At 76.0% G+C, this 20,817-nt stretch carries 9 protein-coding genes; all 9 read left to right on the top strand.

Annotation, left to right across the window (positions count from 1 at the left end; translation table 11 throughout):
• The first annotated feature begins 42 nt into the window (after positions 1 to 42).
• The 9 genes from AB0927_RS03730 (at position 43) to AB0927_RS03770 (ending at position 20,800) form a co-directional block, all read left to right on the top strand.
• Positions 43 to 5,103: an amino acid adenylation domain-containing protein gene (locus AB0927_RS03730; RefSeq protein WP_366665867.1), complete on the top strand. Its 5,061-nt coding sequence runs from the start codon at positions 43 to 45 to the stop codon at positions 5,101 to 5,103.
• A 43-nt stretch (positions 5,104 to 5,146) separates the two neighbouring features.
• Positions 5,147 to 10,549 carry an SDR family NAD(P)-dependent oxidoreductase gene (locus AB0927_RS03735; protein WP_366665868.1) on the top strand — a complete coding sequence of 1,801 codons (5,403 nt, stop codon included), beginning with the start codon at positions 5,147 to 5,149 and terminating at the stop codon, positions 10,547 to 10,549.
• The gene (locus tag AB0927_RS03740) at positions 10,546 to 12,021 is read left to right on the top strand and encodes a condensation domain-containing protein (protein WP_366665869.1); all 1,476 of its coding nucleotides are present in this window, start codon (positions 10,546 to 10,548) and stop codon (positions 12,019 to 12,021) included. The genes AB0927_RS03735 and AB0927_RS03740 overlap by 4 nt, the downstream gene beginning before the upstream one ends.
• Positions 12,018 to 12,776 (top strand): SDR family NAD(P)-dependent oxidoreductase, encoded by a 759-nt coding sequence (locus tag AB0927_RS03745; RefSeq protein WP_366665870.1) that lies wholly within the window; start codon positions 12,018 to 12,020, stop codon positions 12,774 to 12,776. The genes AB0927_RS03740 and AB0927_RS03745 overlap by 4 nt, the downstream gene beginning before the upstream one ends.
• Before the next feature lie 90 nt (positions 12,777 to 12,866).
• Positions 12,867 to 13,463, top strand: coding sequence for a histidine phosphatase family protein (locus tag AB0927_RS03750; protein WP_366665871.1), 597 nt, complete (start codon positions 12,867 to 12,869; stop codon positions 13,461 to 13,463).
• 115 nt (positions 13,464 to 13,578) lie between these two features.
• Positions 13,579 to 14,229, top strand: coding sequence for a hypothetical protein (locus AB0927_RS03755; RefSeq protein WP_366665872.1), 651 nt, complete (start codon positions 13,579 to 13,581; stop codon positions 14,227 to 14,229).
• A gap of 85 nt (positions 14,230 to 14,314) precedes the next feature.
• Positions 14,315 to 14,737 (top strand): acyl-CoA thioesterase, encoded by a 423-nt coding sequence (locus AB0927_RS03760; protein ID WP_366665873.1) that lies wholly within the window; start codon positions 14,315 to 14,317, stop codon positions 14,735 to 14,737.
• 344 nt (positions 14,738 to 15,081) lie between these two features.
• Positions 15,082 to 18,057 (top strand): AAA family ATPase, encoded by a 2,976-nt coding sequence (locus AB0927_RS03765; RefSeq protein WP_366665874.1) that lies wholly within the window; start codon positions 15,082 to 15,084, stop codon positions 18,055 to 18,057.
• Positions 18,058 to 18,373: 316 nt separating this feature from the next.
• Positions 18,374 to 20,800 (top strand): hypothetical protein, encoded by a 2,427-nt coding sequence (locus AB0927_RS03770; protein WP_366665875.1) that lies wholly within the window; start codon positions 18,374 to 18,376, stop codon positions 20,798 to 20,800.
• The last annotated feature ends 17 nt before the right edge of the window (positions 20,801 to 20,817 follow it).

A 20,817-nucleotide genomic window follows, 5' to 3' on the forward strand; every position in this document is an offset into this window, starting at 1 on the left:
CGCCAAGCTTTTCCCACCTCACCGCACCGGAAGGGAACGCGCATGGACGGCTCGACGGCCGATGCCAGCGGTGCAATCCTGCGAGGCCCGGACCGGGACCGCCCGGCGCCCCGCGGCGTGCCCGGACTCGTCCGGGCCGTCTCCACCGCCACGCCGGACGCCGTGGCGCTCGTCGACGACGCGGGGACGGTCAGCTACGCCGAACTGGAGGCTGCCTCCGACGCCGTCGCCCGCCTCCTGACCGAGGCCGGCGGCCGCCCGGGTGACGTCGTGGCCGTCTGTGTACCGCGCGGGCGCGCCCTGGTGTTCGCCCTGCTCGGCGCGCTGAAGGCGGGCCTGCCCTATCTGCCGCTGGCCCCCGAGGACCCGCGGGAGCGGCGCCTCGGCATCCTGCGCCGCTCGGGGGCGAGGCTCGCGCTGGTCACCGGGGAGACGGCGGACAGCCTGGCGGGCCCGGCGGAGGGAGCCACCCGGGTGCTGCGCCTCGACGGGCTCCCCGTGGCCGCGCGGGACTGGGCGCCGCCGGCCCCGGTCGCCGACGACCATCCGGCCTACGTGCTGTTCACCTCCGGCTCCACCGGCGAGCCCAAGGGCGTCGTCGTGCCCTCCCTCGCCCTGTGCAACCGGCTGCTGTGGATGTGCGAGACGTACGGCTTCGGGCCTGCGGACCGCGTCCTGCAGAAGACGCCGGCCACCTTCGACGTGTCCGGCTGGGAACTGCTCGGCCCGCTGGTGTCCGGCGCGACCGAGGTGCTGCTGCCCCCGGGCGCGCACCGCGATCCGGGCGAGGTCGTGGACTGGGTCGTCCGGCACGCGGTGACCGTCTGCCACTTCGTGCCGTCGATGCTGGAGGAGTTCCTGCGCTGGCCGGGCGCGCGGGGCTGCGTCTCGCTGCGCGCGGTCGTGTGCAGCGGGGAGGCCCTGACGCCCGGTCTCGTCCGGCGCTTCCGGGCCGTCCTCGACGCGGAGCTGCACAACCTGTACGGCCCGACCGAGGCGGCCATCGACGTCACGGCGTGGGAGTGCCCGCCGGATCCCGGCACCGTGCTGATCGGCGGCCCGATCGACAACTGCACGCTGGTGGTCCTGGACGAGGACCTGCGACCGGTACCGGCCGGTGAGGCGGGTCAACTTGCCATCGGGGGCGTGCCGTTGGCCCTCGGCTATCTGAACAGGCCCGACCTCACCGAGGCGGCGTTCGTGGCGGCGCCCGACTGGTGTCCGGTGCCCCGGCTCTATCTGACCGGCGATCTGGTGCGCCGGCACGGGGACGCCCTGGAGTACCTGGGCCGCATGGACCACCAGGTGAAGATCCGCGGCCAGCGCGTGGAGCTGCGGGAGACCGAGGACGTGCTCCGGGCCCTCGCGCGGGTGCGGGACGCCGCGGTGGTCGCGGCGCCCGGTCCGGACGGCGCGGCGACCGTGTGCGCCTTCGTCGTGCCGGCGCCGGGGACCGCTGCGGACGACGCGCTGTGGCAGGGGCTGCGGGACCGGGTGGCCGCGGCGCTGCCCGAGGCGTTCGTACCGGCGCTGTTCACCGCCGTCGAGGCCGTGCCGCTCACCGGCAGCGGCAAGCGGGACGACAAGGCGCTGCGCGCGCTGGCCGAGGAGCGGCTCGCCGCGCCGGTCCGCGCCCGACAGCCCGTCGACGACCTGGCCGGCTGCTGGGCGGAGGCCGTCGGTTCGGTCCCCGAGGACGAGGGCGTCGGCTTCCTCGACGCGGGCGGGCACAGCCTGGCCGCTGCCCGGCTCGCCGGGCGGATCCTCGGCCGCTGGGGGGTCCGGCTCCCGCTGTCGGTGTTCCTGCGGGACAACGTCTCGCTCGCCGGGCTGCGCGCCCGGCTGCCCGGGACCGCGCGCGTCCGGGCCGTTCCCCGCGGGCCGGGCGGCGACGGCCCGGCCTCCCCCGAGCAGCGGCGGCTGTGGCTGTGGCAGCAGGTGTTCCCCGGCTGCCCCGCGTACAACGTGGTGGGGGTGCTGCGGGTGTCCGGCGCGCTCGACCCGGACGTCCTGCGCGCGGCCTGCGCCGACCTGATCGCCCGCCACGAGTCGCTGCGCACGGTCCTGGAGTCCTCCGGCGGGCCGCGGCGGCGCGTCCTGCCGCGGGGCACGCCCGAGCTGTTCACCGAGCGCACCCTGGCGGCGGTCACCGACGAGGCGGTACGGGACTTCGTCGCCCGGATCGCGGACGTGCCCTTCCCGCCCGACCGGCTGCCCCGGCTCGCGGTGGGCCTGCTGCGGGACGCGGCGGGCGCCGGGTCGTGGCTGGTGCTCAGCGTCGACCACCTGGTCTGCGACCAGCGCTCCCTGGACCTGCTCCAGCACGACCTCGCCGAGCTGTACGCGGCACGGGCGCGCGGGGGTGCCGCGCGGCTGCCGGACGCCGTGGGCTTCGGCGACGCGCTGGCGTCGGCACCCGAGGACCCGCGGGCGGCCGAACGGCGGGCCGCCGACCTGGAGTTCTGGCGCTCCCGGCTCGACGGCGCCCCGCAGCGGCTGGGTCTGCCGCACGCCCGGCCGCGCACCGGGCTCCCGGACCACCGGGGGGCGGAGGTGCTGGCCGACCTCGACGCGGAGACCAGCCGCCGCCTGGACGAGGTCTGCCGGGCGGAGCGGGTCACCGTCGCCACCCTCGGCCTCGGCGCGTACGCCCGGGCCCTGGCGGCGTGGGCGGGTCGGCGCAGTGTGCTCGTGGGCGTGCCGATGTCGGGGCGCGAGACGGAGGAGCAGCACGAGGCCGTCGGCTTCTTCATGCGGACCGTGCCCGTCCGCGTGGACGTGCCCGAGGGCGCCGGGACGCGTGCGGTGCTGGGGCCGGTGGCCGAGGCGGTACTCGGCGCGGCCGAGCACATGGCGGTGACCTTCGACGAGATCGTGGCGGAGGTCGGCGCGGAGCGGTCCCCGCAGGAGAACCCCCTGTTCCAGGCGTGGTTCAACGATCTGACGCAGGCGGCGCCGCCCGCCTCCTTCGGCGGCCACGAGGCCGCCGCCGAGGAGCCGTCGGTCCGCTGGTCCCTGTTCGACCTCGGGCTCTATCTGTCGCGTCGCCCCGACGGGGGCTACCGGCTGCGGCTGGTCCACGCGACGGACTTCTGGGACGCGGGTACGGCCGGGGACTTCCTCCAGGCGTGCCGGGAGGCCCTGCTGGCGGTGCTCGCCGAGCCCGCCGGAGCCGCTCCCGGAGCCGCGGCCCTCGCCGAGTCCGCCGCCGGGCTCGCGCCGGCCGCCGGGCCCCGCCGTACCTGCGCCGACCTGGTCCGTGCCGTGCTGGAGCAGGCTGAGCGGGGGCCGGACCGGCCCGCGCTGGTCGGCGGCGACGGCACGGTCACGTACGCGGAGCTGGCCGCCTGGGTGCGCCGGGTCGGCGCCCTGGTGCGGGAGCGGACCGAGCCCGGCCGGACCGTCGCGGTGCTGGCCCGCCGCACCGCGGGGCTCGCCGCGGCGCTGCTCGGCACCTGGTACGCCGGGCGGCCGGCGCTGCTCGTGGACGCCGAGGCCCCCGCGCCCTGGCGCCGGGAGGTGCTGGACGCGGCCGAGGTCGCGCTGGTGCTGGGGACCGGGCCCCAGGCGGTGCCGGGAGTGCCGTACGAGCGGGTGGACCGGACGGCGCCGGGGGAACCGGGCACGGGGCAACCGGACGCCGGGCAGGCGGAGTTCGAGCCGGACGCGCCCGGTCATCTCATCGTCACCTCCGGCACCTCCGGGAGCCCGGCGCTCGTGGTGCTGCCCGCCGACGCGCTTCCCGAGCCGCTGACCTGGTACGCGGCGGAGCTGGGCCTGGGCGCCGACGACGTCTGCTGCCTGACGACACCGCCCGCCCACGACCCCGTACTGCGCGCCCTGCTGCTGCCGCTGACCGTCGGCGCCCGGGTGCACGTGCCGGGGCCCGGCGAGGCGGAACGGCCGGACCTGCACCTGGAGTTGCTGGCGCGGTCCGGTGCCCCCGTGCTGCACCTGACGCCCTCGCAGGCGGGCATCCTCGCCGCCGTCCGGGCCGGCCGCGTCCTGCCATCGGCGCGGGCGGTGGTGTTCCACGGCGAGCCCCTGCACGACACCCGCGCCGAGGAGACGGCCCGACTGGCGCCGGGCGCCGCGCTGTTCAACCTCTACGGCACCACCGAGACCCCCCAGGCCAGCAGCCTGCACCGGTGGACCCGGCCGGACGGGCCGCGCACCTCCGTGCCCGTCGGGCGGGGCACCCCGTACCGGCGCCTGGAGGTCGTCACCGCGTCCGGGCGGCCGGCGCTCACCGGCGAGACGGGTGAACTCGTCGTCACCGGACGGGGGTTGTCCACCGGCTACCTGAACGCGCCGGACCGGCAGGCGAGTACGGCCCTCGCCGACGGCGTGCGCCGTTACCCGACCGGGGACCTGGCCCGCCGCGACCGGCACGGCGCCGTGACCCTGGCGGGCCGCGCCGACCGGCAGGTCTCCCTCGGCGGCTACCGGGTCGAACTGGACGCGGTGGAAGGCGCCGTGGCCCGGCTGCGCGGCGTGGAAGGCTGTGCCGTGGCCACCGACCCGGACCACCCCGGCAGCCTCCTCGCCTGGGTCGCCGGCAGCGCGCTCGGCAGCACCGACGAACTGGCGGCCGAGCTGGCCCGGACCCTGCCCCGCTGGCAGCAGCCCGCGCACTGGATCCGGCTGCCGGACCTCCCGCTCGGCCGCAACGGCAAGGCCGATGTCCCGGCACTGCTTCGGCGGCTCAAGGACCACCGGGGCGAAGGCCCCACCGGTACGCCCGGCCGCCCGGCACCCGGGGACCTCGCCCGGCTGATCACCGAACGCGCCCGCGAGCTGTGCCCGCCGGGCGCCGAACTCATGCCGGACACCGTCTACTTCGACGCCGGCATGGTGTCGATGAACCTGCTCCAGCTCTACCACCGGCTGGCCTCCGCGGACGGGCTCCGGCTGACGCTGGCGGACGTCTTCCGCTTCCCGACGCCCCGCGCCCTCGCCGCCCACCTCGGCGCGGACGCCACCGCCGCCCCGCCCGTCCAGGCGCCACGCCGCGAGACGACGCCGCACTCGGCGGCCGACGAACGCGACGCCCGCCGCGCGGTCCGCACCGCTCTGCGCCGAGGGCGCCAGAACAGGCGCTGACCCCACGGTCACCCCCTTCCCCAGCGAGAAAGGCACCGGAGCAGTGAGCACTGACGCCATCGCGGTCATCGGACTGTCCGTGCGGGCCCCCGACGCGGCCGACGCCGACGAGTTCTGGCGCAACCTCCTGGCGGGGCGCAACAGCATCCACCGGCTCAGCGAGGAACAGCTGCTGGCCGCGGGCGAGGACCCGGAGCTGATCAAGGACCCGCACTACATACCCGCCCGGCCCCTGCTGGACGACGTGGGCGGGTTCGACAACACCTTCTTCGGCATCTCCGCCCGCGAGAGCGAACTGCGCAACCCGCAGCACCGCCTCTTCCTCGAACTGTGCTCGACCGCGCTCCAGCACGCCGGCTACGAACCCTCCCGCTACGACGGCGAGATCGGCGTCTACGGCGGCTGCGCCAGCGACACCTACGTGGACGACCACATCCGCGCCGACCCCGAACTCCTCGCGCAGGTCGGCGACATGGTCGCCCTGGTCTCCAACAACATCGACTACCTGGCCACGTACGCCTCCTACCGGCTGGGTCTCGACGGGCCCAGCATCAACGTGCGCACCGCCTGCTCCACCTCCCTGGTCGCCACCCATCTGGCCTGCCAGGCCCTCAGGCTCGGCGACTGCGACATCGCGCTCGCGGGCGGCGTGGAGATCGAGACGCCGTACGGGCGCGGCTACCGCCATGTGGCGGGCGGCATCGACTCCGCCGACGGGTACTGCCGGCCGCTCGACTCCGAGGCCAGCGGCACGGTCTTCGGCAGCGGCGGCGGCGTGGTGGTCCTCAAGCGGCTCGCCGACGCGCTCGCCGACGGCGACCCGGTCCACGCCGTGATCAGGGGCTCCGCGGTCAACAACGACGGTGCGGCGCGCCCCGGCTTCACCGCGCCCAGCTCCGAGGGGCAGAGCCGCGTCATCGCCGAGGCGCTGGCCGTCGCCGACGTGGACCCGGACACCGTGTCGTACGTCGAACTGCACGGCACCGGCACCCAGATGGGCGATCCCGTCGAGGTGCACGGGCTGCACCAGGCCATGCTCGCCGTCGCCACCGGGGAACTGCGGCCCGGCAGTTGCGCGATCGGCTCGGTCAAGTCGAACCTGGGCCACCTCGGCCCGGCCTCCGGCATCGTCGGCCTGATCAAGACGGTGCTGGCCCTGCGCCACGAGCACATCCCGCCCACCATCAACGTGCGCACCCCCAACCCCCAACTGCACCTGGAGCAGACCCCGTTCAAGGTGGCGGACGCGGTGCTGCCCTGGCCGCGCACGGCCGGCTCGCCGCGCCGCGCGGGGGTCAGCTCCTTCGGCTTCGGCGGCACCAACGCCCATGTGGTCCTGGAGGAGGCCCCGGAGCCCGCGCCGGTACCCGAGCGCGCGGAGCGGACCGAACTGCTGGTGTGGAGCGGCACCGACCGGGCGGCCGAGGAGGCGGTGCGCGCCCGGCTGGCCACGTCCCTGGCCGCGCTGCCGGACGAGGCCGCGGCCGACGTGGCCTTCACCGCGCAGACGGGACGGCGGGCGCTGCCCGTGCGCGCCGCGCTGACCTTCACCCGCCCGGCCGAGGCCGCCCGCCTCCTCGCCGGCCCGGACACGGCGCCCACCGCCCTGTCGGACGGCACCCGCCGGCGCCTGGTGTTCGCCCTTCCGGGGCAGGGCTCACAGCATCCACGGGCCGCGGCGGACCTCGCCGCCGCGCTGCCCGACTTCGACACCCGGGTGCGCGAGTGCCTGGCGCTGTTCTCCGACGCCCTCGGCGCCGACCTGACGAAGATGTGGCAGGAGGAGGCCGACCCGACGGTCGTGGCCCGCACGGTGCACGCCCAACCCCTGCTGTTCAGCGTCGAGTTCGCCCTCGCCCGGTCCCTCGGCCTGCTCGGGGTGGAGCCCGCCGCGCTCGTCGGGCACAGCGTGGGCGAGGTCGTGGCCGCCACGCTGGCCGGAGTCATACCGCTCGCGGACGCGGTACGGTTCGTCGCCCGCCGGGCGGAGCTGATGCAGGGCATGCCGCCCGGCCGGATGCTCGCCGTGGCCGCCGCCGAGGAGGTGGTGCGCGACCTGCTCGTCCCCGAGGTCGCGGTGTCCGCGGTCAACGGCCCCGGGCAGGTGGTGGTCGGCGGCCCGGCCGAGGCCGTCGAGGCCTTCCGGAAGATCCTGGCCGAGCGCGGGGTGCAGGGCAGGCTGCTGTCCACCTCGCACGCCTTCCACACCCCGATGATGGCCCCGGCGGTCGCGGAGCTGACCGACCTGCTGGCGGGCTGCGCCCTGCGCGCCCCGGAGATCCCGGTGATCTCCGCCGCCACCGGCCGCCCGCTGGAGGCCGCGCAGGCCACCTCGCCCCGGTTCTGGGCCGAACAGCTCGTGGAACCGGTGCTGTTCGGGCACGCCCTGGACACCCTGGTGGGCCAGGATCCGGCCCGCGTCCTCGAAGTGGGCCCCGGCCAGGCCCTGTCCAGCCTGATCCGCCGCCACCCCGGCCTGCGCGACGCCGGTCACCGGGCCGTCGGCTGCCTGCCCCGGCCCGCCAAGGCGGCCGCCGGCGACTGGCCGACCTTCCTCGAAGCGCTGGCCCACGCCTGGTGCGACGGGGCCGACGTGGAGTGGGAGGCACTGCCGCGCCCGCTCGACACGCGCCGGGTGCCCCTGCCCGCGTACCCGTACCGGCGCCGGGAGTTCTGGCTGCCGTACGCCGCGGGCGGCCGGCCCGCGCCGGCCGCCGGGGACGCGCGGGAGGCCGTACCGGAACGGCCCGCGCGGGACGCGACGGCCACCGGGCACGCGGCGGACCCGGAAAGCCCGGAGGCTCCCGGGAGCCCGGCGGCCCCCGAGCACCCCGTGCTGGCGCTGCCCGGCTGGCGGCCCGACGGCCATGTACCGGCCGCGGCGCGCCGCACCCCCGGCAGCCGCGGTCACGCCGTGGTGTTCACGCCCGCCGACCCGGACGCCGCACGGGAGCTGCTGACCGCCGTCCAACTGGCGGGATACCGGACCGTCCCGGTCGCCGAGGGCGGCACGTACGAGGCCGCCGACTACCGCGGCACGGTACGGCGGGGACACCCGGAGGACGTCACCGCGTACCTGGACCAGCTTTCGCAAGCCGCCGTCGACGTACGCCTGTTGGTGCACGGCCGCGCCTTCGCCGAACCGCTCCCGGACGAGCCCGAGGCACTGGAGGAGGCCCTGTGGTCCCTCGTGGAGCTGTTCCAGTCGGCCGCCGGGCGGCGGGACGCGGACAACCGCCCGCTGCCCCTCGCCGTCGTCACCCGGTCCGCGATCGACGTGACCGGCGCCGAGCGGCTGAGCCCGGCCCGCGCCGCCGCCTGCGCCCTGGCACGGTCCGCGGCGCTGGAGGCGGGCGCCGGGCAGGTGCGGCTGATCGACGCCGGCCACGTGCCGGCCGCGGTGCTCGCCGGTGAACTCGCCGTCCCCGGCAGCGCCGACGCGGCCGTGGCCCTGCGCGGCACCCGCCGCTGGCTGCCGGACCGCACCGAGTACGCGGCCGACGGACCGGTCGGCACCCTGCTGGAGGAGCGCGGCGTCTACGTCGTCACCGGGGGGCTCGGCGCCATCGGCCTCGCGGTGGCCCGGGCGCTCGCCCACACCGGGCTGCGCCCGCGCCTCGCCCTGCTGGGCCGCAAGGCCGGCCGGCCCGGCGAGAGGGCGCGGATCGCGCCGATGGTCGCCGCGATGGAGGCGGCCGGCGCCGAGGTCACGCTGCACGCGGCCGACGTCTGCGACGCGGCGGCCGTACGCGGCGTCTTCGAGGAACTGCGCGCCCGCTACGGCGCCGTGCACGGAGTCCTGCACACCGCGGGCGTCGCCGGCGGCGGGCTGCTGCGCACCCGGTCCCGGGCGGACATGGAAGCGGTCCTGGCCGCCAAGGTGACCGGCACCTCGGTGCTGCGAGAGATCGTCACCGCCACGCCCGGCGTCCGCTTCCTGGCCCTGTTCTCCAGCCGCGCCGCCCTCAACGGCCTGCTGGGCAGCGCCGACTACGCGGCGGCGAACGCCTACATGGACGCGGTCGCCGTCGGCGCCCCGCCCGGCGCCCCGGTCACCGTGAGCATCGACTGGCCCGCGTGGCACGGCGTCGGGATGGCCGGCACCGCCTTGGACCAGCCGGCGCGGGAGGGCGGGACGCGCTGGCACACCGTCGTCGCGCCCGGCGACTGGATCGTGGCCGAACACCGTCTCCAGGGGCGGGCGTTGCTGCCCGGAGCCGCCTACTTCGACCTCCTGGTACGGGCCGTACGGGAGGCGGGCGACGCGGACGACCTCGATCCCGTCGTCATCGAGGACCTGATGCTGTCCGAGCCGCTGTTCGTCGCGGAGCCGACGGACATCGCCGTCACCCTGGCGAAGACGGCCGAGGAAGCCTGGGACGCGACGGTCCTGGCCACGGCCGGCGGGGCACCGCCGACCGTGCACGCACGGGCCCGGGTCCGCGTGGACCGCGCCCTGACCGCGGACCGGCCGGGCACCGACCCGGCCGCGCTCGGCGCGGGCTGGCCGGCCGTCACCCCCGGGGCGCCCGAGGGGGCGAGCACCGAGTTCGTCTTCGGGGAGCGGTTCGGCTGCGTCCGCGCGGCGCGCCGGGAGGACGACGTGACGGTGGGCCGACTGGAACTGGCCCCGGAGCACCTCGCCGACCTCGACACCCACCCCGTGCACCCGGTCCTCCTCGACCGCGCCCTGGCCCTGAACCTGCCGGCCGGCGACTTCGTGCCGTTCACCTGCCGCCGGGCGGTCGTCCACGGCGAGCTGCCCGGACGGCTGACGGCCCGCATGGTGCGCCGCCCGGAGCGGCCCGGCCGCTCCACCGTGGACGCCGAGCTGTACGACGACCTGGGCCGGGCGGTGATCACGGTCAGCGGCTACACCAAGATCGCGCTCGACGGGCAGGCGCCCGCGCCGGCCGCCCGCACCGTGGCGCGCGAGGAACCGCCGATCGGACTGACCTCGGGGATCACCCTGGACGAGGGCATCGACGCGCTGATGCGGCTGCTGACCGAGCATGTGCCGCCGCAGGTGGCGGTGGTGCCGGCGGAGGAGTGGACACCGGCTCGGCCGGCCCGGGAACCCGACCGTGCCGCGGCCGTGCAGCCGGGCCGGACGGTGGTGCGCGAGGAATCCCCCCAGCCACAGCCGCCACAACAGCCACAACAGCCGGTACAGACCCGCACTCCCAGTACCGGCCCCGGCCCCGGCCCCGACGACGCCGTCTCCACTGTCGTACGCCTCCTCGGCGAGACCCTCGGCGAGGGCGAGATCAAGCCCGACGACGACTTCTTCGCGCTGGGCGGCGACTCGCTCACCGCGGTCCAACTGGCGTCCCGGCTCCAGGACCGGTTCGGGATCGCCATGAGCGTCGCCGACCTCTTCGACGCCCCGACCCCGGCGGCGCTCGCCGAGGTCGTCGTGGCCCGGCAGCGGGAGGCGGGAGCATGAGCACGACGGGAGGCGGGACGATGAGCACGACGCCCGACGGACACGCCGGGGCCCTGGGCGCCGGATCGGCCTGGCGGGCCTCGCTCGGGCAGGAACGGCACTGGGCGTACCAGGCGCGGTTCCCCGAGTCCGCGGCGTTCAACGTGCCGATCGCGGTGCTGCTGCGCGGCCCGGTGGACCTCGGCACGCTGGAGCGGGCGCTGCGGGCGGTGACGGCGCGGCACGAGTCCCTGCGGGCGTCCTTCGGCGAGTCGGCGGGAGGACTCACCGCCCGGCTGCACGACCCCGGGGAGATCCCCGTCCTCCGCCACGACCTGCGCCGGCTGCCCGAGGACGAGCGGATCAGGCGGCTGCGGGAGATCGGCTCGCGGGAGGCCGCGCGCCCCTTCGACCTGCGGTCGGAACCCACCACCCGGGCCCATCTGGTGAGCCTCGCGGCGGAGGAGACGGTGGTGGTCGTCAACTTCCACCACATCGCCTTCGACGGCTGGTCCTCCCCCGTCTTCTTCGAGGATCTGGCGGACCGGTACGACGCGCTGTCGTCGGGGGCGTCCGGCCGCCCGGTGCCCGACCACCGGTACGTGGACTTCGCCAGGTGGCAGCGCCGGCGGATCGCCCGCGGCCGCCACGACGCCCAGCTCGACCACTGGCGCCGGGTGCTGGCCGACCCGGCGCCGCCCCTGCCCTGGCCGCAGGAGGGCCGGGACCCCGAGGCGCCCTGGTGGGCCGGCGACATGACCTGGCTCGGGCTGCCGCAGGGCCTCGTCCAGGACGCCCGGCAGGCGGCGCGCGCCTGCGGCACGTCCTTCTTCGTGCTGGGGCTCGCCGTCTACCAGCTGGCGCTGCGGCGGCTGACCGGCTGCGACCGGCTGGCCGTCGGCACGCCCTTCGCGGGCCGCACCGACCCGCGCTGGGCGGACGTGGTCGGCTTCTTCGTGAACACGCTGGTGATGCCGTACGTGTTCCGGCCCGACGTGCCGGTGGGCCGGCTGGTGGAGGACACGCACCGCCTGGTCATGGCGGCCCACGAGAACCAGGACCTCCCCTACGGCGTGCTGCTCGACGAGCTGGCGCCGCCGGTGGAGCCGGAGCGCACGCCCTATTTCCAGACCATGTTCATCCTCCAGAACACGCCCTCGCCCGCCCGGAGTTTCGGATCCGGGACGCTCGCCACCAACAAGCTGGTGACCGGCTCGGCGCGCTACGACGTCACGTTCTCCCTGGGCCGGCGGCACGGCGAGCTGGCCCTGGAGCTGGAGAACAGGCCGCGGCTCGTCGGGCGGGAGACGGCGATCGAGCTGGCCCGTACCTTCTTCGGCCTGCTCGCGGCCGCGACCGCGGACCTCACCACCCCGGTGGGCGCGCTGGAGCCCGCGCCGGTGCCGCTGTCGGTGCAGCGCCGGGGTGACCTGGAGCCCGGCGTGGACGGGCTGTTCCGGGGCATGATCGGGGACTGGAGACCGGCGGCATGACGATGGAGTTCACGGGGCGGGTCGTCCTCGTCACGGGCGGCGGCTCGGGAATCGGCCGGGCCACGGCGGCGGGGTTCGCCCGCCGGGGCGCGGCCGTGGTGGTGGCGGGCCGGACGCCCGAGAACCTCGACCGGACGGTGGCGGAGATCCGGGCGGCGGGCGGCGAGGCCACCGCCGTGCCCTGCGACGTGCGGTCCGAGGACGACGTCCGCGGGCTCGTCGCCGCCACCGTGTCCGCGTACGGCGCGCTGGACGTCGCCTTCAACAACGCGGGCGTCTCCCTGGTCGGCTCCCTCGCCCAGTTCTCCGCCGCCGACTGGGACGAGGTGATCTCGACCAACCTCACCGGCACGTTCCTGCTGATGAAGCACGAGATCACCCACATGCGGGGGGCCGGCGGGGGCGTCATCGTCAACAACGCGTCGAACGCCGCCCGGATGACGGTCCCGCCCCTCGCCGCCTACTCCGCCTCCAAGGCCGCCGTCCTGGCGCTCACCCGGGCCGCGGCCCGGGAGTTCCTCCCCGAGGGCATCCGGATCAACGCGATCTCCCCCGGCCCGGTGGACACCCCCATGTGGGCGACCCGGCCGGGCGAGGGTCCGCAGGACCGGCACCGTCGGATGGCCGCGGAGAGTCCGGCCGGGGTGGTGGGCTCCGCGGAGGAGATCGCCCGGATCGTGCTGTGGCTCGCCTCGCCCGAGGCGGCGTACGTGGCCGGGCACGATCTGGTGGTGGACGGCGCGATGAGCGGCTGATCCCCGGGCGAGGGCCGTCTGGCGCAATCCGCCCTGCGGCCACCGGTCTGCCGTGACACCTTGCTGCCAGGCGAGCGGGAAGGCGCGGGGATGGGTGACCTCTTTCTCGTCCGGCACGGTGAGACCGAGTGGTCGCGGTCCGGACGGCACACCGGCTGGACCGACGTGCCGCTGACCGAACGCGGCCGGGAGGAGGCGCGCCGGCTGGTGCCGCTGATCCGCTCGCACCGCATCGGCGCCGCCTTCGTCAGCCCCCTGCAACGGGCCCGGGAGACCGCCGAGCTGATCGGCATCCCGGACGCCCGGATCGACGCCGACCTGCGCGAATGGGACTACGGCGGCTACGAGGGCGTCACCACGCCGGAGATCCAGCGCTCCCGGCCCGGCTGGTTCCTGTTCACCGACGGCGTCGTGCCGGGCCCCCCTGACCACCCGGGCGAGTCCCCGGAGCAGGTCGGGGAGCGCGCCGACCGCATGCTGGCCAAGGCCGACGCCGCCCTCGCCAATACCGAGGGCGTGGTGGTCCTCGTCGCCCACGGCCACTTCCTCCGCGTCCTCACCGCCCGCCGGCTCGGCCTCGCCGCCCGCCACGGCGCCCTCTTCCAGCTCGCCACGGGGGCGCTGTGCCGCCTCGGCACGGAGCACGGGCGGCCGGTGGTGGCGGGGTGGAACATCCGGCCGGGCTGAGGACCGGGGGCGGCGGCCCGCGCGCGCCCCGCTGTCAGACCCTCGTCCTACGCTTCCCTTCGAGCCGCCGGACCGGCGGCGGTACCCCGGCGACACCCGCGGAGGGGAGCGCACCGTGACCCGAGAACCGACCGCCGCCCAGCGGCGGGTGATCGACGCGGCGGACCCGGTCACCGGCCGGTTGCGCGGCACGGAGGCGCAGCTCACGGCGCTGGTGCGACGGGGCCTCGCCTTCCGGCACCCGCGCCCGCCGCACGACCACTTCCTGACCCCGGCGGGACAGCGCGTGCGGGAAGCCCCGCCGGAGACTCCGGCGGAACCGGCGCCGCCCGAGTCTCCGGCGGAACCGGCGCCGTCCACCGAAGTGTTCGCGGCACGCCTCGGCGGAGCCGAGGAGGCGGCCCCGGCCTCGGCGGCCGGGCGCCTGCGGGAGGTGCGCAGCGCGTGGCAGGGCCTGCTGGAGCTGCGCCGGATGACCAGCCCCGACGGCTCGGTGGACCGCCCGTGCGCCTGGGAGCGCGGCCATCTGGAGCGGGCCGCCGCCCTCGCCCTGGAGGCGGCCGGCCACCGCCCGGAGTCGGCGTCCGGCGCCGGTTACCGGGTCCGTGCGACCCCGCAGCCGGAGGCCGTCGCGGTGTACGCGCCGGACGCGGCGGCCCTGGCCGCCTGCGCGGCCACGCTGGAGCGGGCCGGGTGGCAGCCGGGCGAGTACACCGAGCCGCGGACCCGGACGCGTTACCTGCTGGCGTCGCCGCGCCGTGCCTGACCCGGGGGCGGCCCGGCCGCCGCGCGTGGAAGGATCACCGGGCAGGCAACACAGCAGTACCGGAGCAAGAGGGGAAAGCAGAGCCGTGAGCGAACCGTTTTCCGTCCGCGTCACCGTCCGCGGTTACGAGACCGATGTACAGGGCCACCTCAACCAGGCCGTGTACCTCAACTACGCCGAGCACGCCCGCTGGTCGCTGCTCCAGGCCGCCGGTGTGAGCCAGACCGGTCTGGTGTCCACCGGCGTCGGCCCCGTGGTCCTGGAGACCAACATCCGCTACCTGCGCGAACTCCTCGCGGGCGACGAGGTGGACGTCACCTGCGCCTTCGAGTGGTCCGCCGGCCGGACCTTCAAGGTCCGCCAGGAGATACGCAAGGCGGACGGCACCCTGGCCGCCGAGATCACGGGCGTCGGCGGTCTGCTGGACCTGAAGGAGCGCAGGCTGGTCGCCGACCCGGCCAAGGTCTTCGCGGAACTGTCCACCGACCCCTCCGCGTTCGGCCTGTGACCCGCTGACGCCCTGGACCGCCCGCGGCGGATCCGGCGCCACCCGGCCACCCCCGCCCGGTCCTGCGCACCTGGCCGCGCCCCCGTCGGGCCCGACCCCGGGTGGCAGGGACCGTCGGGTGCGCCCTGCCGCACCGACGAGCACGTCGGGACCGTGCGAAAGCTCCCGCTGTTCGCCCGCTCCGGATTCACCGATGAACCGCGTCGTGTGGCCGGCGGCCGCACGACGACCACCGCGCTGACCTGGGGGTCCCGGTAACCGGGCGGTGATGACACCGCCACCGGTCGCGTCAACTTGGCGACATATCCTCCTGCCTGGGTGATCGGCAAGGAAGAGGGGCTGCCATGGAGGTACTCGAACAGGACGGCAGCGGCGGGTCAGCGGTCGTGCACGCCCCGGAATTCGTGGGCCGCGAGCGGGAGATGACCGAGCTGGCGCGGGCCCTCGCCGCGCCGCCGGCGGCGGTGTGGATCGAGGGCGAGGCCGGGATCGGCAAGAGCAGGCTGCTGCGCGAGTACCTGGACCGGGCGGCGGACCGGGCCGACCGGGTGCTGGTGGCGCGTTGCCCGCCGCTGCACCACCCGCAGACCCTGGGCCCGCTGGTCGACGCCGTGCGGCAGGCCACCGAGACGGTGGCGGGGCTGCCGCTGAGCCCACTGGCAGGGGCACTGCGGCCGCTGTTCCCGGAGTGGGCCGGGGACCTGCCGGCCGCGCCGGGGCCGGCCGAGGACGCGACGGCGGTCCGGCATCGGGTGTTCCGGGCGCTGGCCGAGCTGCTGGGCCGCTTGGACGTGGCCGTGCTGGCCGTGGAGGACGTGCACTGGGCGGACGAGGCGACGCTGGAGTTCCTGCTCTTCCTGGCCGCCGGGGTGCCGCAGCCGGTGGGCCTGGTGGTGACCTGCCGGCCGGAGGACGTGGCGGGCGGCACGCTGCTGCGGCGGCTGGCCACGCGGCTCGCCGCCGACTCGGCCTCGGCAGCGGGGCGGCTGCGGCTGGCCCTCGGGCCGCTGGACGTGGCCGCCACGGCGCGGCTGGTGTCGTCGATGCTGGCCGGGGAGCATGTCTCCGACAGGTTCGCCGGGTTCGTCCACCAGCGCACCGAGGGCGTGCCGCTGGCGGTCGAGGGCGCGGTGCGGCTGCTGGCCGACCGGGCCGACCTCAGCTTCGGCGTCGGCGGCTGGGGACGCCGTCAGCTGGACGAGATCGGCGTGCCCGCCACGGTCCGCGACATGGTGCTGGAGCGGCTGGGACGGCTCGGCCCCGAGGGGCGGGCGATGCTGCGGGCCGCGGCGGTGCTGGGCCGGCCTGCCGACGAGGCGACCATCCGCGCCGTGGCGGGACTCGCGGCCGGGCGAGCCCGGGTGGGCCTGATCGAGTCCCTGGACGGCGGGCTGCTGGACGACGACGGCTGGGGCCAGGTGGCGTTCCGGCACGTGCTGGCCCGCCAGGCGGTGTACGACGCGATACCGCGGCCCGCCCGCCGGACGCTGCACCGGCGCGCCGGACGGACCTTGGAGGCGCTGGCCCCGCCGCCCGTGGGGGAGTTGGCCGACCACTTCCGCGTGGCCGGGGAGAAGAGCGAGTGGTGCCGGTACGCCGAGTGCGCCGCCGACCTGGCGCTCGCCTCCGGCGACGAGACGACCGCGGGCGCCCTGCTGCACGACCTGGTCGTCAACGCCGGCCTGCCGCCCGCTTCGATGGTCCGGCTGATCAGGAAGTTCCCGTTCGCGTCGTTCGCGGGGCCGGCCCGGTTCCGGGAGCTGGTGCCGCCGCTGCGCGCCGCCCTGGCCGCCGGGGTGTGCGGCCCCGGCCAGGAGGCCGACATCCGCGTCCAGCTCGGCAGTGTGCTGCTGTTCATGGGCGAGGACGACGCGGGCCGCGCCGAGCTGAAGCGGGCGGTCCCGCACCTGGGCCACGATCCCGCCGAGGCCGCGCGGGCGATGATGCGTCTCGGCTGGCCGCGCAGCAGTAGCTGGCCCGCCTCGGCCCACCTGCGGTGGCTGGAGCGCGCCGCCGAGGTGGAGGTGCCGTCGATGACGGCTGCCGACCGGCTCGGCTTCGTCGCGGACCAGGTCACCGCCCGGCTCATGCTGGGCGAGATGGACGGGTGGGCGCTGGAGGCGCGGATCCCCGACGACGCCGACGCCCCGGCGGAGTGGCAGCAGATCACCCGCGCCAACGTGAACATCGGCGACATGGCGATGCTGTGGGGCCGGTACGCCGTCGCCGCGCGGCGGCTCGACATGGCCCTCGCGCAGGCCGACCGCCGCCGGTACCGGCGCTACGAGTCCGTCGCCCTGGTGACCCGGACCCATCTGGACTGGCTCACCGGCGCCTGGGACGGCCTCGCCGAGCGGGCGGCCGCGCTGGCCGAGTCCGAGGACATCCTCCCGCTCGCCCGGCTGGAACTGCTGCTCGTCGTCGGGCAGTTGCAGGCCGCGGCGGGCGCGTACGGGCCGGCCGCCGAGCGGCTGCGGCTGGTGCTGGACGGGGAGGTGGGCAGCGGGGCGCTCGCGGACTCGATGGAGCCCGCGGCGGCGCTGGCCCGGCTGGCGCTGGCCGCCGGCCGCACCGAGGAGGCGCTGGAGATCACCGAGGAGCCGGCCGCCCTCATCGCCCGCAAACACACCTGGGTCTGGGCATCGGACCTCGGCCCGGCGAGGGTGGCCGCGCTGGCCGCGGCGGGCCGCGTCGAGGAGGCCGAGAAGCTGACCGCGGCGTTCGCCCGGGGGCTGCGTGGCCGCGACGCCCCGGGGCCGCGCGCCGGACTGGCCACCTGCCGGGCGATCCTGGCCGAGGCGCGCGGCGAACACGCCTCGGCCGCCCGGTTGTTCGCCCGCGCGGCCGCGGCCTGGCAGGACCTTCCCCGGCCCTACGAAGCGCTGCTGGCCCAGGAGCGGAAGGCCGGCTGTCAGCTCGCCGCGGGACAGCGGGAGGCGGCGCTGTCCCTCCTGGCCGAGGTGCGGGAACGGCTGATCGCCCTGGGCGCCCTCGGCGACGCCGACCGGGTGGTGGCCTGCCTGCGCGAGCACGGCGTCGCGGCGAAGCGGCCCCAGCGCGGCGGCCGGCGCGCCAACGGCAACCGGTTGTCGCCCCGGGAGCTGGAGGTCACCCGCCTGGTGGCCACGGGACGCAGCAACCGGCAGATCGCCGAGGCGCTGTTCCTGTCCCCGAAGACGGTGGCCCAGCACCTGAGTTCGGCGATGCGCAAGCTCGGCGTCTCCTCGCGCACCGCCCTGGCGGTGCGCGCCACCGGCGCGGAGTTCGCACAGGCGGACGTACCGGACCAGCCGCCCGGCCGCGTGGCCAAAAATAGGTGATCCGCCGGATGCTCGGCCGGGCTCGCCTGGGCCAGAGTTACCGGACAGGCGCGTCACAGGTCGTCAAGTGCGACGGGGCGTGTTGTGACGATGACGTCGTGGGGGCGCTTCCGGCCCCGTCCTAACCCCGGCCCGCGGCAGGGCACTTCCCCGTCCCTGGCCTGCCCCGGCTCAGGGGAAGAGGCCCCGCGGGCCGAGCAGGCGATCGCCCCTCGGATCCCCGTGCCGGCCGCCCCCAGCCGGACGGGATCCGCACCCCCCGCTCTCGGTGACGCCGCCGAAACCGGATGTCCCTTGCACAAGGAGAAGTCGAGTGATGAGTGACCACAGACGCCGCCCGCGGCTGCCGGCGGGGCTGAGCCGCCGCGCCGCGCGTCGGCTGGCCGTGTTCGCCGCGCCCCTGCTGGCGGTGTCGCTGACCGCCGCACTGCACGCCGCCCCGGCGCAGGCCGATGCAGCCATCGCGCCGGGCGCGGCCTGGGCGCAGACCGGCTCACCCACCGCACCGGCCGGCCCCCCGGCGCCCGGGGACGGGCAGACCGTCACCACACTGACCGGCGGAAAGATCCTGATGCGCGCCGACGGCACGCAGGTGGACCAGAGCGGCGGCCCGGCGCTGAACTACCGCGGCCCGAACGGCGACCGCTACATCGTGCCCGCGCAGGCCGCCCCGTACGCCGGCCGGTCGCTGGACTGGACGCTGTTCGACGTCTCCGCCCTGGTGCGCGACCACATCACCGACGGGGCGAGGATCCCCGTGGCGCTGTCGTTCAGCCGAGCCGGCGCGACCCCGCCGCCCGGGATCACCCTCACCTCCTCCGGCACCGGCATCAGCGCCGTGGGCTACATGACCCCCTCCTCGGCCCAGGATTTCGCCGCGTACCTGCGTGGCCGGATCGCCGCCGACGTCGCCGCGGGCAAGCCCGCCGGCACCACCCCGCTGCCCGGCGTGAACCGGCTGGCGCTGGCCGCCGCCGCACCCGGCCAGGGCATGACCCCGCAGAACGCGTACGAGGTCGCGCGGTTCGACACTCCGGGCCTGACCGGCCCGGCGAACGCGCTCATCAGGCTGTGGGACATGGACTCGTTCAAGACGGTGTCGACCACGTTCGCCTCTGCCGACGGGACCGCCCGGATCGCCCTGCCGACCGGCCACTACTTCGCCGTGGCCCAGTTCGCCGAGTTCGACGACCAGGGCAATGCGACCGAACTGCGCTATGTGTCCGCCGGCTTCACCGTCCCCGACAGCGGCGGCACCGTCACCACGGTGAGTCTGGACGAGAAGACCACCACGACGCCGTCCACGGCGGCCACCCCGCGGCCGGCCCGGCAGATCAACCAGAACGTGACCTGGGGCCTGCAGAGCACCACCGGTGACTGGGACGTCGTCTCCGCGTGGCTCGGCGGCGCCAAGGGGACCGACATCCAGGGCGTGCCGGGAACCGACGTGTACGTGGCGCCGACCGCCTCGGGCCCGCCCGCCGGGAAGCTGCGTTACTCCGTCCAGTGGAACGGCATCGCGCCGTCGTCCGGGGGCGACTTCCCCTACCCCGGTGAGAGCGCCTATCCCTACCGGTACGACCTGGCGTTCGGCTGGGACAACCAGATCCCGCAGAGCCCGTACGAGGTGCGGACCAGCGACCTGGCCACGGTCCACCAGCACCTCTACGCCGACCCGGCCCAGACCCCCGCGGACTTCGAGTTCGACAAGGCCTCCATCGACCCGGTCCTGCCGGCGGAATTCTCGGGGGTCATGTTGAGCGACGGGCTGCCCCGCGAGGCGCCCGGCGACTTCACCGACTACGTCGGCACCGCGGACGGCGGCGACTGGACGTTCAAGTCGAACATCGGCCCGGGCTACGGCCTCGACTCCACCGACGCCGACCCGCGCACCTACGTCGGCGGCCACGAGTACTCGACGGACTGGGGCCGCGGACCGCTGACACCGCAGTGGGGCCGGCATTCGCCGCGGCCGGACGCCCTGGCCAGGTACTGCGATGCGTGCGTGACCGAGAACGCGGACGAGGCTTACCTGAACGCGCTCTACCCCGACAACTCCCAGGACAGCCAGCAGGCCTCGTTCGGCAGCCGGTACCTCTTCGACAGCGGGTCCTGCTATGTCAACGGGCAGCTGGTCGCCGACTCACCCGCCTGCATCGACGACCACCTCCTCTCGGCGGACAGCGACACCCCGGCCGAGCCGAACACCTACCGCCTGGTCTACGACACCAAGCCGCGGTCCGACGTGCCCCAGTACAGCCAGGCGACCTCCACCCACACGGACCTGACGTTCACGTACGCCTACAAATCCCACCCGCCCGCGGACATGGCGCTGCCGTCCGGCTACGAGTGCACCCCCTACACCCACCCGGACGCCGCCCCGGGCGTCTGCGAGATCCTGCCGGTGCTCACGCTCGGCTACCTGCTGGACGAGAACGAGCTGAACACCAGCGACGCCCCGGTCCAGCAACTGAAGCTGGACGTCGGCCACCAGACCTACGACGGCATCGGGTCGCACGCCGCGATCACCTCCGCCTCGGTGGACGTGTCCCTCGACGGCGGCACCACCTGGCAGCCCGCGGTGGTCGGCGGGCACGACGGCCACTACACCGCGCACTGGCCCAATCCGGCCTCCGCCCGGGGCACGAGCCCCGCGCTGCGGGTGACCGCGACCGACGCGGACGGCGGCTCGATCACCCAGGTCGTCGACAACGCCTACACCATCGCCGCGAACGCGCGCTGATCCGGCCGACAGGAACG

Origin of the sequence: Streptomyces sp. NPDC048106 (assembly GCF_040706415.1) — a bacterium.
In the GTDB taxonomy this organism is placed as follows: domain Bacteria; phylum Actinomycetota; class Actinomycetes; order Streptomycetales; family Streptomycetaceae; genus Streptomyces.

What these genes read in the sequence shown, in the direction of transcription:
- AB0927_RS03765 (WP_366665874.1), top strand. Translation starts at nt 15,082, where the DNA reads ATGGAGGTACTCGAACAGGACGGCAGCGGCGGGTCAGCGGTCGTGCAC.
- AB0927_RS03730 (WP_366665867.1), top strand. Translation starts at nt 43, where the DNA reads ATGGACGGCTCGACGGCCGATGCCAGCGGTGCAATCCTGCGAGGCCCG.
- AB0927_RS03750 (WP_366665871.1), top strand. Translation starts at nt 12,867, where the DNA reads ATGGGTGACCTCTTTCTCGTCCGGCACGGTGAGACCGAGTGGTCGCGG.
- AB0927_RS03770 (WP_366665875.1), top strand. Translation starts at nt 18,374, where the DNA reads ATGAGTGACCACAGACGCCGCCCGCGGCTGCCGGCGGGGCTGAGCCGC.
- AB0927_RS03745 (WP_366665870.1), top strand. Translation starts at nt 12,018, where the DNA reads ATGACGATGGAGTTCACGGGGCGGGTCGTCCTCGTCACGGGCGGCGGC.
- AB0927_RS03740 (WP_366665869.1), top strand. Translation starts at nt 10,546, where the DNA reads ATGAGCACGACGGGAGGCGGGACGATGAGCACGACGCCCGACGGACAC.